Raw genomic sequence first — 15,335 nt, 5'->3', positions numbered from 1 at the left:
CTCACCGCCACGCGCGTGACTTTGCCGTTGATGTAGCGGGAGGTAAGCAGGTTCTGCGTCGGGATGGTCACCGTGACTGGCTGACCGAGCAATTTGCTGCGGTCAATGCGCGCATCCGTGCCGAGCAGGGTCAGCGTCAGGGCGAACGACTCGGACATCGCCTCGCGGCCGGAGAGTTTCCAGAAGAGCAGCCCCTCGACCGGGAGCTGAACGGTAATTCGGTTGAGCATAATCGTTATTCCGTAAATGCAACATCGTTGTTTCAGCGGCCACGAAGCAGCGTCGATCGCAACACTTACTTAAGCCACAGGCCTGAAAACATAAGGACACACCCTAACGAGAGAAGGAGTTTAGCGAAGACAAATAAGGGCGGCGCTACGGTGCGTGACATCAGAGAGATCTTTTCATAATTGCGAAAATTCATTTTTTTATGCGCGACCATAACGCCTGAAAATAGAGTACACAGCAAAGCGACGGCGAATTTCATACCCCAGACGCACAGGAGAGACATAGAAATGATGATGGAGTATTTTTTTGCCACCGCGACAGGAAATAATAAAAATGACTGCGCCAGCCATTTCAAAAAGAAACCAATTACAACCGTAGAAAGCAGAACAAGCACCAACGTCAGGCCCGTTATTATCCACTGTTTTTTATTAAAGGCGTTCTTTTCATTCCAGATGACCGCCAGCGTCAGGATCAAAAAGAAAAGGAAGAAAAACCAGTGCATTGCAATTTGTCCCATCGACTACCCCATCGCTTTACGATGACGGGGTAGTCGGTTATATGCCAGCCTGAATACGTTTACTTATTAGCGTTGAAAACGAAAAAGCCATCCACTTCCTGCTGGATTGCCGTCTGGTGGGATGCCCCAGGAGGATTGATTGCATTGCTTCCACCGGCAGGATTCAAATGCAGTTCACCGCCAAGCGTGTTGATTTGCGCATTCTGCTTAGCGGTAAAGTTAAAGTTATTGCCAATGATATTAACGCTGCCATCTTTCGATAATTCAATGGCGCTTTCGCCGCACTCCAGCCTCAGCGTATTACCCGCTGAAAGAATATAGTCGTTAACCACTTTGTCACTGCGAGAGTTACCCGTCAGGCAGATGACGTTCCCTTTTACGCCCGCATTCTGATTTTTGACAACCCGTAATGTTTCATCCTCTCCCACAAATTGGGTTCGATTCTTTTCAGTCGAATGGGATTCATCATTTTTGACGTTGATATCCAGGTTGCGTTCAGCCTGGAGCCACACCTGCTCCGCGCCCGCCTTGTCCTCAAAGCGCAGGGCGTTGGCGTTGTCGACCGAGCCGTCTTTCGTCCGGCTCATAAAGCCCATCTGCGTCGCCGCTGCCGGCAGCGCCCACGGCGGCATACTCGCGTCGTTGTACACGCGACCGGTGATTATCGGCCGGTCCGGGTCGCCGTTGATAAAGTCCACCACCACCTCATCGCCCACGCGCGGGATCTGCACCCCGCCGTAGCCCTGGCCCGCCCAGGCGCTCGACACGCGCACCCAGCAGGAGCTGGTGTCATCGCCCTTCGCCAGTCGGTCCCAGTGGAACTTCACCTTCACGCGACCGTATTTGTCCGTCCAGATGCTCTCCCCCTGCGGCCCCACGACTTTCGCCGTCTGCGGGCCGTAGGTGCGCGGCCACGCCGTGCTCTGCGCCGGGCGATAAGAGACCGACGCCGGGATGACCGTGAAATCGGTGCGGTGAATGGTTTCACCCTCGCCGCTGGCGTAGCGGTTCTCCTCGAAGTGATACCCCGCCGCCGTCACCAGATACTGGCCGTTATCGCTGAAGAACGGCGCGTTGGTCAGGGTGAAGATGTGGCCCGGCGCAATGCCCGCCGCCGTGGCGGTGGCCTGAATCTGCTGATGCTCCACCTGCCAGCGCTCCTGACGGATGCGGGCGTAGAACTCCGCATGCCCGGTCTCCACAAAGCGTCCCGGCCAGTCGTAAACGTCGATGCTGCCCGGTTTCGGCGACGCCGGGTTCTGCTGGGCCTGGAACAGCCACGCGTTCGGCTTGCGGAAGTCGTAATCATCGAGGCTGTAAATGCCCGGCGTCACGCTGTCCTCCAGCGCCCACTGGCCGATACCCTCTTCGTCCGTGCTGCCGCCGGACGGCGTCTGGTGGTAAGGGATGACCTCGTAGCCGCTGAACGGCTGGTGCTGGGTGGCGGCGTCGGTGAGTACCAGGGTGTGCTTGTCGGCCTCGTGGCTGAAGTAATACGCTATCCCCTCCAGCTCCATCAGCCGGCTGATGAAGTCCAGGCTCGACTCCTGATACTGCACGCAGTAGTCCCACACCCGGTAGCTGCCGGTGAGTTTGTCCTCCACGTTGACCTGATGCTCTCCCAGCAGGGTCTTCACTATCTGCGGCACCGTCTGACCCTGGAAGATACGCAGGTTGCGGTCGCGCTTCATTGGCCACAGGTCCGGCTCCACCGTCAGCTGGTACACCGCGTAGCGGGTGCCCGTCAGCTCAACGGCGCTCACCGCCACGCGCGTGACTTTGCCGTTGATGTAGCGGGAGGTAAGCAGGTTCTGCGTCGGGATGGTCACCGTGACCGGCTGACCGAGCAATTTGCTGCGGTCAATGCGCGCATCCGTGCCGAGCAGGGTCAGCGTCAGGGCGAACGACTCGGACATCGCCTCGCGGCCGGAAAGTTTCCAGAAGAGCAGCCCCTCGACCGGGAGCTGAACGGTAATTCGGTTGAGCATAATCTGTATTCCGTAATGGTTTATGCTGAAAACGTGTTTGAACGTAAAGCTAATTTTGACAAAGTGGTTTTGGATATGCGCCGGTGCTCTTATGCGTCAGAAACGTTAAAGAAAGTTATCCTCAGGTGCACTGTGAAATAGCTCCCCTGCCATGCTGACGAGACGTTCGTGTTGGACCAGTTTATCTTTCCACTTCTGCGGAATACCTGAATAGCCATATAACGCACCGGCCAGTTGACCTGCCGTTGCCGCCACGCTGTCGGCATCATCCGCCAGATTGGCGGCAAGAAGGATCGCATCACGGAAATTATCCGTATGCCATACCGCCCACATTGCGGCCTCAAGCGTATCGATAACATAACCGCTGGAGCGAATCTGGTGACGGGACTTATGCTTGTACTCACCAGCGTTAACGATCATAACCCTTGCACACAAAGGAAACCGATGAAGCTTGAACAACGCCTCTTGTGGATAACCACAGCATCGTCACTGTGAAGATCGAGCATTACGCGTCCTTCCGTATTGATGTATCCACAGAGAGTAGATCTTAAGAAACTCTGAAAATATAAACAAAACACTGTACAGCCAGACGCTTGAGGCGCCCGCGAGATTCAACAACAGCGGGAAAAGGGTCACCGAGTACCGGAAGGAGATCAGACGAAAAACTTCCTGGCAGAGCGCCAGTCTGCTCGCGAAGGGCTTCCCGGTCAGAAAGCACCATGCCGAGGCAAAGAGCGACAACAGCAACAGGAAATCGAGAATAAAGAAAAGCAGCAGAACGCCGGATCCACCACCAGAAAGCCAGTTTCCTGTCGCACTGAAAGAGGATATATCGGATACAAAGGGGACTCTGTCATGGCGCACGGACTGCGCGCAGTAGACCGCAACAGCCAGCGCATCCATCGTTCCCCAGAAAATGAATACCTGCTTTTTAACACTCATCATTGCTCAAGGAAGCGAACTGTTTAACAACATCACTGACTCACCGGTGCAGGAGGCCATTTACCGCCATGCTGAATAAGCGTGTCTTTGATTTCAGTCAGCTTTTGATATTCGTCACTCCCCTCTTTCGCCCGGTTCAGATAACGCTGCAGTTGGTTGGCCATTGTCCAGCCATTATCCGCCTTGATCTCAGCGTTTGCGCCGCGCTCCAGCAAAAGCAGGACATGGTCGTAAGAGTGAAAGTCTAGCGCGGCGATCAGCAACGTATTACCCAGTGAATTGGTAATATTGATGTCCGCTCCACCGTCAAGCATCGCCTGCAGCGTATCGGTGTTTTTTGCTTCGAGGGTCTCGAAGATAATCGGTTCCCCAAACGTTTTATCCTTCGCATCCGGCGATAATCCGCCCTCCAGCATTGCCTTTATCCAGACCCCACTGTCCGCTTTCAGCACATATTCAGCCGGACTGCTCTCTCCTTTAGGCCTTGGCTGGAGCGGATCTGCCCCCGATTTAATCAGAGCGGTAATAATTTTTAGCTGTTCCGGTGTTTTTTTATCGTTAATTGCGTTCATCACCGCCCAAAATAACAGCGTCATGTCCTCTTTACCGGGTTTATTAAGGTCTACTTGCGACGCTAATTTAATAACCTCATTCATCTCACCGGCTTCAATTGCACGCGCGACTGCGAGTTGCTGACCACTGAAGTAATTGTCTGGTTTTAAATCCATATTTTGCTTGCACCCCTGAACCATAAACATTAAACAAAGCGCTATCCAGCCAGTAATCAATGATTTCACGCGCGACTCCCGATAATTGCGATGTCTTCATCTTTCTGTTGCTCAATACAGTTAATCGCCTGATCGATGCCATGGCGATCGAGAGCACCTCCCGTTCCCCCCGGAAGGTCGTGTGCAATTCCGGCAGCGTTAGGCATGACGGCAGAAAGCTCTTCTTTGGCTATCAGCGCCGGCACGTGTCCTTTAACCGTTTTGAAATCTTCCCAAAGGTTAACTTCCTGAATTTTTGTCAGCAGTTCACCTTCAACCCGGTAAGCCTGAATATTTTCCGTGCTGCCCAATAAACTTCCGCCGTATTTCTCTACGGTACCCGGATGCAGACCGGCCGCGTTGAAGGTCCATCCCGGCATACCGCTGGCCATCGCGGTAGCAGACGCTAATCCGCCCCCTAAAGAGTGGCCCGCAATATCTACTTGTTGACCGGATTTAGAGAGTTGTTCGCCAAGACCCACTGCTCTTTTATAATAATCTGACGCCATTCCGAGCCCTTGCGCACCGTTATTTTTCCAGTCAGCCATGTTCTTCATGGGGAAAAATTCGGGTTGTCGTGACCCTCGGAAAACCAACGTTGGGTTCATATCACGACCAAACACCTCTGGGTCGGGTTGATATACGCGGGCCAGAAAATCAGGAGAGGCTGTATTGTCGAAAAGTGATTTGCTGTTCAGCCCAAGCTTCTTCAGCGCCGCTGCGTCATTACTAATATCCGTCCACCCCTCCGGCACGCCCGGCGTCGTTTCCAGCGGGTTTACGGTCTTATAAACATTTTCCGCAAGCTTCGCTTTCTCCACGGCAATGTTATTCGCCGCTAGCCGTTTAGCCGCGATCTGCGCATCCGGGTAGAGGCTGTTGCTGCCTTTCGCAATCAGGTCCTTACGGGCCTGCCAGCGTTCGGCTTTGGTCATATTCTGCAGCTGTGCCGCGTAGGTTTTACCGTCTTTGCCCGGCGTCGGCTGGTCAGGCACCTGCGCCGCTTTGGATTTCACCACCTGCGTCGGGAGCTCCGTCGGCGCAGGGCGAGAACCATAGATGCGCACCATCGTTTCGTAACGATCGACGATAGTGCTTACCGGGTACCAGCCCAGCCCGGTGAGCGAGGCGGCCTGCAGCCGCCCTTTGGCATTGATGTAAAAGATTTCCGTTACCGATGACCAGCTGCGAAAACTTTCGTCAATTGCAACGATTCTGCCCATATCGAGATCCTGCGCTATCAGCTTGCGCGTATCGCGCCCGGACTGATAGGGATTCGCACCGGTGATGGTTCGCAGCAAATCGTAGCGCGTGAACAGCGAGCGCAGCGAATTGTCGGGCACCGACATAATCCACTGCCCGGCGACGGACGGGCGGATAATTTTCGCAAAAAGCGCTGGCGAGACGTTCTCGCTGAAAAGATAGACAAACTTAATGTTATACATTCGCTCCGTCCTGTTCCCTGTCCCTGCCTGACTTACGGATTCACCAGCCAGGTGCCCGGCTTGGCGATATTCAGCGTCTGGCTACGCGTTATGCCGTTGCCCTGCAGTTCAATCTTCACCTCGCCGGCTGGCAGCTTGAGCGACGCGTAGCCGTTATTCGCCGGACGCAGCGCTTTTGGCTCGCCGTTCACTTTCAGCGTTTCGCCGTCGAGAATACGGATATAAACCAACGCAACCGGGCTGGCCTCGACAGGCGGTGGCGTCTGCTGCGCCGCTGCTGGCGCAGTCGCCTGCTCGTTCACCGTCGTCGTTTCTGGCTTCACGTCCGGCGCGTTTGCGGCTGTTTCAGCCGGACGCGTCTCGGACGGTGCCTGTGCAGCCTGCTCAGGCGCGTCATGGCCACCGCCGCTGAACAGCATCGCGCCGGCAACGACGCCCACCAGCACGCCCGCGGCAACCATGCCCGGGATCTTGTAGCGACGCCAGTCGAGTGCCGAAGCCGGGCTTTCGTCTTCGACCGGAACCAGCATCGTGCCGGGCTTTTTCGCCGTCAGCACGTCGTTAATACCAGCAACCGGCATCTCAATCAGCGCGGCGAACTCGTCGATAGACTGAGGACGGTCCTCCATGTGCAGCGCCAGCGCGCGGTCGATGGCCTGCAGCAGCGGAATGGAATAACCCTGCGGCATCAGCTCGACCAGCGGTTTACAGGTGTCCTGAATGGAGCGCACCACGCTGACCGGCGGCGGCGACCCCACAATCAGGGTACGCAGCACGGCGCCGAGGGCGTAAATGTCCGTCCACGGGCCCTGCTCGCTTTCGTTATCGTCGGTGTACTGCTCAATCGGCGCAAAGCCCGGGCGCAGCATGGTTTCCGTTTCATCAGAGAGGTTACCGATCGTGCGGCGCGCGGAGCCGAAATCGAGCAGTACCGGCAGGCCGTTATCCTGGATCTGGATGTTATCCAGAGAGATGTCGCGGTGCAGATAGCCTTCGTCGTGGATGGTCTTGATCGCGCCAAACAGCATCGGCAGCGTGCGGCGGATCCAGGCTTCGTTAATCAGCTCCGGCTTTTGTTCGCGCAGGCGCGAAAGCGTGGTGCCGCTGTAAAACAGCGTCCCCATGTAGGCCGTGTCGTTCTGCACCCAGAAACGCAGGACGTGCAGCAGGTTCGGGTGGTTAAAGCGCGCCAGCAGGCGCGCCTCCTGAATAAAGCTGTTCAGCCCGGCGGAAAAGGCTTTGCCAAAGCGCTCGCTGCGCAGCACCAGGGTCATGTCGTCGCCGCGCACGGCGAGCGAGGAAGGCATAAATTCTTTGATAGCGATAGTGCGTTCGAGCTGGTGATCCCACGCGCGATAAACGATGCCAAAACCGCCGCCGCCGATCACCTCTTTGATTTCAAACTCGTTGAAGCGGTACCCGACCGGGAGCGCGTTTGGGACAGTCCGATTGTTATCATTATCCGTCATCTTTTACAGTTCTCTTGATGATTATTACGCGGCAAACTGACAGTGAAACTCGCCCTGCTCGCAGGTGACGTGCAGACGTCGGTACTGCTCGTCGCTACGGCTGGCGGTAAGTAATATCTGGCTCATCTGAGGCAGCAAGGTGTTGGTGAGGATCGCATCTACCATGCGGCCGCCGGACTCCACCTCGGTGCAGCGCTGAACAATTTGTTCCACCACGCTGTCGTCAAACTCAGAAATGATGTTGTGATTCTCTTCCAGACGACGCTGGATGCGCTTGAGCTGCAGGCGAACAATCTGCCCCAGCATATCGTCGCTGAGCGGGTAGTACGGCACCACCAGCAGACGGCCCAGCAGCGCGGGCGGGAACACCTCCAGCAGCGGCTGGCGCAGCGCGCCGCTCAGGGCATCCGGCTCCGGCATCAGCTCCGGATCGGCACACATGGCGCTAATCAGGTCGGTGCCCACGTTCGACGTCAGAATAATAATGGTGTTGCGGAAATCAATGTGGCGCCCCTCGCCGTCCTCCATCCAGCCTTTATCAAAGACCTGGAAGAAGATCTCGTGGACGTCCGGGTGCGCTTTTTCAATTTCGTCCAGCAGCACTACGCTGTACGGGCGACGGCGAACGGCCTCGGTTAATACCCCGCCTTCACCATACCCTACGTACCCCGGAGGTGCACCTTTTAAGGTGGAAACGGTGTGCGCTTCCTGGAACTCACTCATGTTGATGGTGATGACGTTCTGCTCGCCGCCGTACAGCGACTCCGCGAGCGCCAGCGCGGTTTCCGTTTTACCGACGCCGGACGGGCCGCACAGCATAAAGACGCCCACCGGTTTGTTCGGGTCGTCGAGTTTCGCCCGCGAGGTTTTCACGCGGCGGGCAATGAGATCCAGTCCGTGACGCTGGCCTATGACCCGCTGGTTCAGCGTGTCGGCGAGGTTCAGCACCGCGTCGATCTCGTTTTTCACCATCCGGCCCAGCGGGATCCCGGTCCAGTCAGAGACCACCGCGGCCACCACGTTTTCATCCACCGCGGCAAACAGCAGCGGCTCATCGCCCTGTAAGGCGTTCAGCGCCTGCTGCTGCTCCGCCAGCTGGCCGCGCAGTTCGGCGGTATCTTCATCGCCCGCCGCGAACAGCGCCGCGCGCAGGCGGATAATCTCCTGCACCAGGCTGCGCTCTTCTTCCCAGCGCTGGGCCAGGGCTTCACGTTTGGTTTCATACGCGTCGCGCTCGGCGCGTAATGCCGTGACGCGCCCGGCGTCACCGGCACCGACGCGCGCTTCGCGTTCGGCTATATCGATTTCCACGTCCAGCGCGGCGAGATGGCGCAGGCAGTCTTCCAGCTGCGCCGGCGGCGCGCTCTGGCTGACCGCAACGCGGGCACAGGCGGTGTCGAGCAGGGCAACGGCTTTGTCCGGCAGCTGACGCGCCGGAATATAGCGATGCGACAGCTTCACTGCCGCGCTGACCGCTTCGTCGAGAAGCAGGACCTGGTGGTGCGTCTCCAGCGGCGACACGGTGCTGCGCAGCATCAGAACGGCTTTCGCTTCGTCCGGCTCGTGAACCTGCACCGTCTGGAAACGACGGGTCAGCGCCGGGTCTTTCTCGATATATTTTTTGTATTCCGCCCAGGTGGTTGCCCCAATGGTGCGCAATTGTCCGCGCGCCAGGGCTGGCTTCAGCAGGTTGGCGGCATCGCCGGTACCCTGCTGGCCGCCTGCGCCAATCAGGGTGTGGATCTCATCGATAAACAGAATGATCGGCGTGGCGCTGGACTGCACCTCATTGATTAACGCCTGCAGTCGGGCCTCGAACTCGCCTTTCATGCCGGCGCCTGCCTGCAGCATGCCGATGTCCAGCAGCCACAGCTGAATATTTTGCAGCGGCTCCGGCACGTCGCCGTCGGCGATACGCAGCGCCAGCCCTTCCACCACCGCCGTTTTGCCGACCCCGGCTTCCCCGGTCAGCAGCGGGTTGTTCTGACGGCGGCGCATCAGGATATCGACCATCTGGCGGATCTCTTCATCACGCCCGACAACCGGGTCAATTTTCCCTTCGCGAGCGCGGGCGGTCAGGTCCTGGCCGTACTGGGCCAGCGTCCCCTGCGCAGCCGGTACCGCACCCGCCGGTGCATCGACGGCGGCTGGGGCCTGCTGCGTCTCTTTGCTGTTGGCGCAAATGGCATCGAACTGCTCAATCAGCACCTCGACGTTAAGACGGGTGAACTGCGCCGAGATGCTTTTCAGCACATTGGCCAGGTTCCAGGTTTTGAGCAGGCCGATCAGCAGGTGACCGCCGCGAATACGGCTGACGCCAAACTTCAGCGAGCCATAAACCCAGGCGCGCTCCACGGCGCTGTCGATATGTTCGGAGAGATCGGAAACAGAACTCGCCCCGCGCGGCAGGGCGTCCAGCGCGGCGACGATATCGCGCGTCAGCTGCTGTTCGTCGAGGGCAAAGTGGCGGATGACCTGCTGCAGATCGCCCTCCTGCTGCTGCATCAGCTGATGCAGCCAGTGCACCAGCTCCACGTACGGGTTGCCGCGCAGCTTGCAAAACGCGGTGGCGCTTTCCAGAGAGGTAAATAACAGCGTATCCAGTTTGCCGAAAAGCACGGCACGGCTAATTTCTGACATGTTAGTTTCCATTAACAATAATTCGGTATACGGAAGGATTACCGCTCTGCGCGATACACCAGATCGCCACGCGGGACAGGCTGGGGCTGGTGGCCCAGCCAGGTGCTGTAGCCTAATCGCCCGGCACCGCCGAGCGTGGTGCCCTGCACCGCGTCTTCGCGCAGGATCACCCGCGTTTCCCACTCAAATTCCAGCCCGGCATACTGGCGCACCCAGTCGCGCAGTTCGGTGACCCACGCCTCGCCCGGCAGGAAGCGGTTGTACTCCTCCGCGCTCAGCGGGCCAATCTCGATGCGAAACTTATGCTGCACGTCGCGCACCGCAACGCCCAGAAAGGCGGATTCGCCCATGCGCGGCATGCGGCGCCCTGCTCCCAGCTGCGCCTGCTCGCGCGCGGAGAGCGGCATCCACTGCGGCACGTTGCTTACCAGCCTGACCGGCGCCTTAAAATAGTTGCGCAGGATCTTTTCCAGCCCCTCCGGATCCCGCCCGTTACGGGTCAGGTGCCCGACGTGGGTAAAGCGGGCATGGGCGCTAAGGCTGCCTTTGCTCATCTGGCCCGGCTGCCCCATCCCAATCAGCGAGGCCAGGTATCCCTCAAAGCGCCTGTTGTCGGCGCGGTCAAGGGAGACGGCGGGCTGCGCGTCCGCCCAGGCGCGGTAAAACAGCAGCGTCAGGCGATGGTGGAACAGATCGGCAAACGCGCTCAGGCTGCTGTCCTGATGATGATGAATACGCTCGCGGGCGTATTCGGTCATGTGCACCGGCAGCGGACCGTTAGGGCCAAACAGGCCGAAGCTGAGGATAGAGACCTCGTGCAGCCCGCTCTCCTCCCGCTGTCGTACCTGCGCCAGCGTGGAAGGCGCAAAGCTCATCGACGGCTGCTGGCCGATGCGTAACGGCTCAAATTTCGGCAGCGGCGCGCGTCCCAGCGGATAGCGCTCGCCGCCCTGGGCGTCAATGCGCCTTAGCAGCTGGAACAGGTCATAGCGCCACGGCGTCTCGCGCACCCCGCGCCAGAAACTTTCCGGCAGCGGCGTGAGGCGGTGAACGCGCAGCGGTGCGGCAGCAACGTCACTCATAGCAGCGCCCTTTTACCCATCCGCGGCGCCCAGTAGCCAATTTCGCCGCGCTGCTGACTTTTCAGGGTGAATTCCGTGAAGCTGTTAATCGACACCAGCCGGGCAAAGAGGCGCTCCAGCACGCTGCCGAAAAGCCAGGGGCTGGCGCCGGAAAACGCCCGCTCGTCCACCGTCAGGGTAATGCCAATTCCGCGGGCGAAAACAACCGGACCGGGTTCCGGCACGCGGCGGTGAACCGGCTCCAGCACGCAGTGGCGAACGCCCTCTACCTGACGCGCAACCGGCGTTTCGGCCAGGTTGGCGTACAGGCCTAACAGCTGGCGCAGCGCGGCGGCGCCGTCTTCATTTTCGCTGTCCATCAGGCTGAGGTAGTTCATCTGCAGCTGGCTGATGAGCCGCCAGGTGCTGAACCCTTCGGCCAGCGCCGGACGCGGCGGCGTCGGCCCTTTACGCAGGGTCAGGGACTTCACCGGCATGGAGTCGGCCATGATGAACTGCCCGAGCTCCTGCTGGAGCATCAGCGGCAGGTCGCGGCTGGTGCAGAGTACCTCGGCAGAGATGTAGCGCAGGTTTTCCTGCCACGGCGCGTGCTGTTCATCCACCAGCGAGACAAACACCTCCGAGCCGATATAGCCGGTACGGGTGCCGTAGCGCAGGGCATGCTCAGAGAGCACGCGCTGCTCCCGGCGCAGGGAAAAATAGGCCCCGTAGTTGCCCGCGTCACCGCTCCAGGTGCTCCAGAAAGGACGAAACGTCTGGTCGTCGCGCTGCCCGTCGGCGCTGCCGAAAATTTTATTCACGGCGTAAATTTCATAGTCCAGCGGCCGGATGTTATCGACCACCAGATGGTATTCGTGCTGGCCTTCGTTCAGCTTCTGCCGGGCGGCCACCTTGGGGAAGAGGTTGATCACCGGCGTGCAGTGCAGCGCCAGATGGCTGGCGTCGACCACGCGCTCCAGCTGTTCATCCGACTTATCCAGCAGGATGAAAATATCAAAGGCTTTTTCGTTTTCGCAACGCTGAATCAGCTTGCTCAGACCGCTCAGGCTGATAAAGCGGAAACGGGCCGGGAAAGCAAAATACTCCTGCAGCAGACGGTAGCCGTCAAAGTTGCGCAGGTCGTCCGGGAGCAGCGCCTGGTCAGGCCCAAAGCCCTCCTGACGCAGCGCGTCCGACGCCAGCAGCTGTCGCTGCGGATGCTGGCTGACCGTCTGACAGACGATCCCGGCATGGTGCTCCATCACCAGCTCCAGCAGCTTCAGCGCTTCAATGTCCGGACCGCTGAGGAAAAACTCGAGACGGTCAAAATCCAGGTGCCCGAGGTTTTGCGGACCGTCGCAGGCGATGCGGATCCGTAAGGCGCTGTTGATCCCCCGCTGGCTCAGGCCCAGCTGCGCCAGCGGCAGGTCTGCGGGGACGCCGCCCAGCTCAACCTTGTCGATTTTCAGCGGCAGCAGGTTGACGTCGTGCGCCGTCGTATAGCTGCAGGTGACGCCCGTCTTCTTCAGCGCCAGGCTGTCCATCATGGTGCCGCGCGGCACGATAAAGCCTTTACTCAGGTCGCCCCGGCTGCTGTCGGGCTCAATTTGGGCAATCGCCATCGAGGGCGTGGGCGCGAGGTAGTTCGGCGCAATCATCTCCAGCAGGCGCTGGGAGAAGCGCGGAAACTCCGCATCCATTTTCATCTGCACGCGGGAGGTGAGAAAGGCGAAGCCCTCCATCAGCCGTTCAGTGTACGGGTCCGCCACTTCGATACCGCGCATGCCCAGCCGTCCGGCAACTTTCGGATAGCGTTCGGCAAACTCGGCCCCCATTTCGCGCAGGTAGGCCAGCTCGCGGTTGTAATACTCGAGCAGTTTACTTTCCATGATTACCCCGCATCTTTCAGTTCAAAATGGCCGTTTTCCAGATCGACATCGGTGCGAAACAGGAACTCCAGCGGGTACGGCACGCACCATAAGCGCCCTTTTATCTCGATGGACAGCACATTGTGCAAATCCAGCGAGGAGGTATCCGACACGCAGCGAACCTGCAGCCCCTGCGGCAAAATGCGCGGTTCAAAATTGATGATGGCCTCGGTGAGCTTGCGCTGAATATCGTGCCATTCGATATCCGACATTCGCTTCCCGGCCAGCGGGGCGACGCCGAAGTTAACCACCGAGCGGTTCACGTGCGGCAAGGCGCTCAAATCACCGGAGGCATCATGGTTGATGGTGTTAAACAGCCACTGCAGATCCCGCAGAACGTTGCGGCGCAGCGCGGCGTGGGTGATCAGATTGCTGTTGGCCGACTCGCGCTTTTTTTCCGGGTCGTTATCGGTGAGACGATCCAGCAGCGAGGGCTGCATTTTGTCGCGCGCCCCCACCTTCTCCTGCTTGCTGCGGGCTTGCCAGCCGCTGCGCAGCAGATCGCCTTCGCCAGCGGGATTACTCATCGGCTCCATCCGTCGCAAACGTCACGAGGCTTAGCGTCAGCAGCGGGCTTTCGCTTTGCTCGCTCAGCCAGGCTTTCTGCCCCATCCCTTCGTAAAGGGTGCCGTCCTCGTCGAGCGCACGCCACTCGGTGGTGCGCGCCAGCCTGACCGCATCGGAAGCATCGTCCGCAAAAGGATAGCGCGCCGGGATCTGGCACACCTGCTCCGTGCCGTCGGTGAGACGCACCAGCGCATGGCGCCAGACCAGGTCGGTGACGCTGGCCGGAGCCTGGAAACGGATCTCCGCAATCGCGCTAAACGGCAGCCAGAAATAGCGGCCGTTAACAATTGTTTCGCACACCGGGCCGAGACGGGCATCGCCGTCCATCAGCCAGTCAAAAGCCTGCGTCTCCTCGTTTTCGAGGACGATGCGGCCCGGGTTTGCCTGAGCCTGGTCAAGGGCTTCAAGACGCAGCGCCTGCGCGCGCTCGCGCTCCTCGCCCAGCGCCGCGGCAAGGGTGGTCAGCCACGGCCACTGGGTTTCAGGCATGGCAGGACGCTGCGCGCCGGCCATCACCTGCGCGCGCTGCAGCTCGCCCTGAATGGACTGCTCCAGCAGCGTGACGGTGGGCTTCGCCTGAGGCTTCAGCGCCAGCCAGCTTTTCAGCTGGGTCAGCGCGCGCGTCCAGTTGCCGCTGAGGGTTAAAAACTGCACGAACGCGGCGCGGAGATCGGCATCCGCCGGACGGGCTTTAATTTCGGCTTCAAGACGCGCCAGCGCGTCGCCGAGCGTCTCACCCGCCAGGTGTTGATAGAGCGTATTCATAGCCACTCCTTAATTCGCCGCGCGCCATGCGCCGATTGCCGGATCGCGCAACTGCGGGCGCAGGGTGTCAATCAGAACGATATTCAGCGGGGTGCCGGGTGCAACCCAGGCGCCCCACGTTTTTTTCACCGCGGCGATACGCGCCTGCAGTTTGGCATCGTCGCTGGCGGTTTCACGCGAAATTTCTACCGCCACCGTGCCGTTGCTCTTCCAGCTGTTGAGGGTGGGATCGTAAGGCAGGATCATCCAGCTCTGGTCGCTGTTCGGGGTGCTGAATACCATGCGCTCTTTGTTAACGGAGGTGATCAGCGCGTTTTCCGGGTCAGCGCTTTGGTTCAGCCCCGCCACCGGGAAGCCATGAATGTAGGTCACCGCCATCTCTTTCTGCCCACCGTTGCGGGACTGAGAAATAACGGTGTGTCCGCTCAGCCAGCTGCCGTTACCGCAGCGGGTGGTGTCAGAATCCGGAATGAAGAGCGCCGGTGCGGAAGCGCCGCCTTCCCAGAAGGTGCGCAGGTGGCAGCCGTCCTGAAGGGTAAACTCCTGCCACGGCGTGCGGTCGGCGGCGACGGTATTGGCTGCCACGTTCTGGTCTGGCGGCAGCAACGCGCCGCTGGCCGCAGTTGCGGTTGCGGTCGGGGTCGCGGCGGGCTCGGCCTGCGCCTGTTTCACCACCAGCGCCCACTCCTGCGCTTTGCCTGCCGTGCCCTGCGCCAGCGTCGTCCCCGCCGGATCGTTGAGCGTCCAGCTGAGCTTATTCACTTTGCTGCACTGGTGTTCCAGCAGTGAGCCAAGACGCGGCACAAAGTTTTCCAGCACGGAGACGTCTTTCTTGCCGTTCGCCACAATACGCAGCGCCACCTCTGGCTTACACCAGCTTTGCGGGGTGTTGTCTTTGATGTTGTCGATCCAGATATCCAGCTTCTGCGCAGGAGACTGCACGATGCGGAAATTTTCAGCCTGTGCGGTGGAGGTCACCGCCAGAATTGCCAAACCCGATAGCCAAAGTTTCATATCG

13 protein-coding genes and 1 pseudogene are annotated in these 15,335 nt (G+C 59.3%); all 14 read right to left on the bottom strand.

What is annotated here, in order from left to right; all coding sequences use genetic code 11:
• Positions 1-230 (bottom strand): contractile injection system protein, VgrG/Pvc8 family (locus tag AC3WOK_RS11020; protein WP_492354513.1); only part of this gene is annotated, 230 nt, incomplete at its 3' end.
• A gap of 65 nt (positions 231-295) precedes the next feature.
• Positions 296-745, bottom strand: a complete 450-nt coding sequence (locus tag AC3WOK_RS11015) for a hypothetical protein (protein WP_492354512.1) — start codon at positions 743-745, stop codon at positions 296-298.
• Positions 746-804: 59 nt separating this feature from the next.
• The gene (locus AC3WOK_RS11010; RefSeq protein ID WP_492354511.1) at positions 805-2,733 is read right to left on the bottom strand and encodes a type VI secretion system Vgr family protein; all 1,929 of its coding nucleotides are present in this window, start codon (positions 2,731-2,733) and stop codon (positions 805-807) included.
• A gap of 105 nt (positions 2,734-2,838) precedes the next feature.
• A pseudogene (locus tag AC3WOK_RS11005) lies at positions 2,839-3,180 on the bottom strand (ADP-ribosylglycohydrolase family protein); the annotation flags it as partial.
• A gap of 39 nt (positions 3,181-3,219) precedes the next feature.
• Positions 3,220-3,678, bottom strand: a complete 459-nt coding sequence (locus AC3WOK_RS11000; protein ID WP_235836446.1) for a hypothetical protein — start codon at positions 3,676-3,678, stop codon at positions 3,220-3,222.
• Between the two features lie 29 nt (positions 3,679-3,707).
• Positions 3,708-4,433 (bottom strand): ankyrin repeat domain-containing protein, encoded by a 726-nt coding sequence (locus tag AC3WOK_RS10995; RefSeq protein ID WP_286037539.1) that lies wholly within the window; start codon positions 4,431-4,433, stop codon positions 3,708-3,710.
• A gap of 35 nt (positions 4,434-4,468) precedes the next feature.
• On the bottom strand, positions 4,469-5,887 hold the full coding sequence (locus AC3WOK_RS10990) for a Tle-like phospholipase domain-containing protein (protein ID WP_492354510.1): 1,419 nt from the start codon (positions 5,885-5,887) through the stop codon (positions 4,469-4,471).
• 32 nt (positions 5,888-5,919) lie between these two features.
• A complete protein-coding gene (locus tag AC3WOK_RS10985) occupies positions 5,920-7,356 on the bottom strand; it encodes a serine/threonine protein kinase (protein ID WP_492354509.1) in 1,437 nt (478 codons plus the stop codon).
• A gap of 24 nt (positions 7,357-7,380) precedes the next feature.
• Positions 7,381-9,996 carry a type VI secretion system ATPase TssH gene (gene tssH, locus AC3WOK_RS10980; RefSeq protein WP_063957520.1) on the bottom strand — a complete coding sequence of 872 codons (2,616 nt, stop codon included), beginning with the start codon at positions 9,994-9,996 and terminating at the stop codon, positions 7,381-7,383.
• Between the two features lie 38 nt (positions 9,997-10,034).
• The gene (tssG, locus tag AC3WOK_RS10975) at positions 10,035-11,078 is read right to left on the bottom strand and encodes a type VI secretion system baseplate subunit TssG (protein WP_492354508.1); all 1,044 of its coding nucleotides are present in this window, start codon (positions 11,076-11,078) and stop codon (positions 10,035-10,037) included.
• The gene (gene tssF / locus AC3WOK_RS10970; protein WP_492354507.1) at positions 11,075-12,946 is read right to left on the bottom strand and encodes a type VI secretion system baseplate subunit TssF; all 1,872 of its coding nucleotides are present in this window, start codon (positions 12,944-12,946) and stop codon (positions 11,075-11,077) included. The genes tssG and tssF overlap by 4 nt, the downstream gene beginning before the upstream one ends.
• Positions 12,947-12,948: 2 nt before the next feature.
• Positions 12,949-13,512 (bottom strand): type VI secretion system baseplate subunit TssE, encoded by a 564-nt coding sequence (tssE, locus tag AC3WOK_RS10965; RefSeq protein WP_010432861.1) that lies wholly within the window; start codon positions 13,510-13,512, stop codon positions 12,949-12,951.
• Positions 13,505-14,317: a type VI secretion system accessory protein TagJ gene (locus tag AC3WOK_RS10960; RefSeq protein ID WP_059312808.1), complete on the bottom strand. Its 813-nt coding sequence runs from the start codon at positions 14,315-14,317 to the stop codon at positions 13,505-13,507. The genes tssE and AC3WOK_RS10960 overlap by 8 nt, the downstream gene beginning before the upstream one ends.
• A gap of 9 nt (positions 14,318-14,326) precedes the next feature.
• Positions 14,327-15,331 carry a hypothetical protein gene (locus AC3WOK_RS10955; protein ID WP_059312807.1) on the bottom strand — a complete coding sequence of 335 codons (1,005 nt, stop codon included), beginning with the start codon at positions 15,329-15,331 and terminating at the stop codon, positions 14,327-14,329.
• Positions 15,332-15,335: the final 4 nt, after the last annotated feature.

The organism is Enterobacter sp. FW301-JW81 (assembly GCF_058788735.1).
Note: the sequence above shows the minus strand (reverse complement) of the source record. Positions and strands in the feature narration are given on the sequence as shown.

What these genes read in the sequence shown, in the direction of transcription:
- tssG (WP_492354508.1), bottom strand. Translation starts at nt 11,078, where the DNA reads ATGAGTGACGTTGCTGCCGCACCGCTGCGCGTTCACCGCCTCACGCCG.
- tssE (WP_010432861.1), bottom strand. Translation starts at nt 13,512, where the DNA reads ATGAGTAATCCCGCTGGCGAAGGCGATCTGCTGCGCAGCGGCTGGCAA.
- AC3WOK_RS11000 (WP_235836446.1), bottom strand. Translation starts at nt 3,678, where the DNA reads ATGATGAGTGTTAAAAAGCAGGTATTCATTTTCTGGGGAACGATGGAT.
- AC3WOK_RS10955 (WP_059312807.1), bottom strand. Translation starts at nt 15,331, where the DNA reads ATGAAACTTTGGCTATCGGGTTTGGCAATTCTGGCGGTGACCTCCACC.
- AC3WOK_RS10960 (WP_059312808.1), bottom strand. Translation starts at nt 14,317, where the DNA reads ATGAATACGCTCTATCAACACCTGGCGGGTGAGACGCTCGGCGACGCG.
- AC3WOK_RS10985 (WP_492354509.1), bottom strand. Translation starts at nt 7,356, where the DNA reads ATGACGGATAATGATAACAATCGGACTGTCCCAAACGCGCTCCCGGTC.
- tssH (WP_063957520.1), bottom strand. Translation starts at nt 9,996, where the DNA reads ATGTCAGAAATTAGCCGTGCCGTGCTTTTCGGCAAACTGGATACGCTG.
- AC3WOK_RS11015 (WP_492354512.1), bottom strand. Translation starts at nt 745, where the DNA reads ATGGGACAAATTGCAATGCACTGGTTTTTCTTCCTTTTCTTTTTGATC.
- AC3WOK_RS10995 (WP_286037539.1), bottom strand. Translation starts at nt 4,433, where the DNA reads ATGTTTATGGTTCAGGGGTGCAAGCAAAATATGGATTTAAAACCAGAC.
- tssF (WP_492354507.1), bottom strand. Translation starts at nt 12,946, where the DNA reads ATGGAAAGTAAACTGCTCGAGTATTACAACCGCGAGCTGGCCTACCTG.
- AC3WOK_RS11010 (WP_492354511.1), bottom strand. Translation starts at nt 2,733, where the DNA reads ATGCTCAACCGAATTACCGTTCAGCTCCCGGTCGAGGGGCTGCTCTTC.
- AC3WOK_RS10990 (WP_492354510.1), bottom strand. Translation starts at nt 5,887, where the DNA reads ATGTATAACATTAAGTTTGTCTATCTTTTCAGCGAGAACGTCTCGCCA.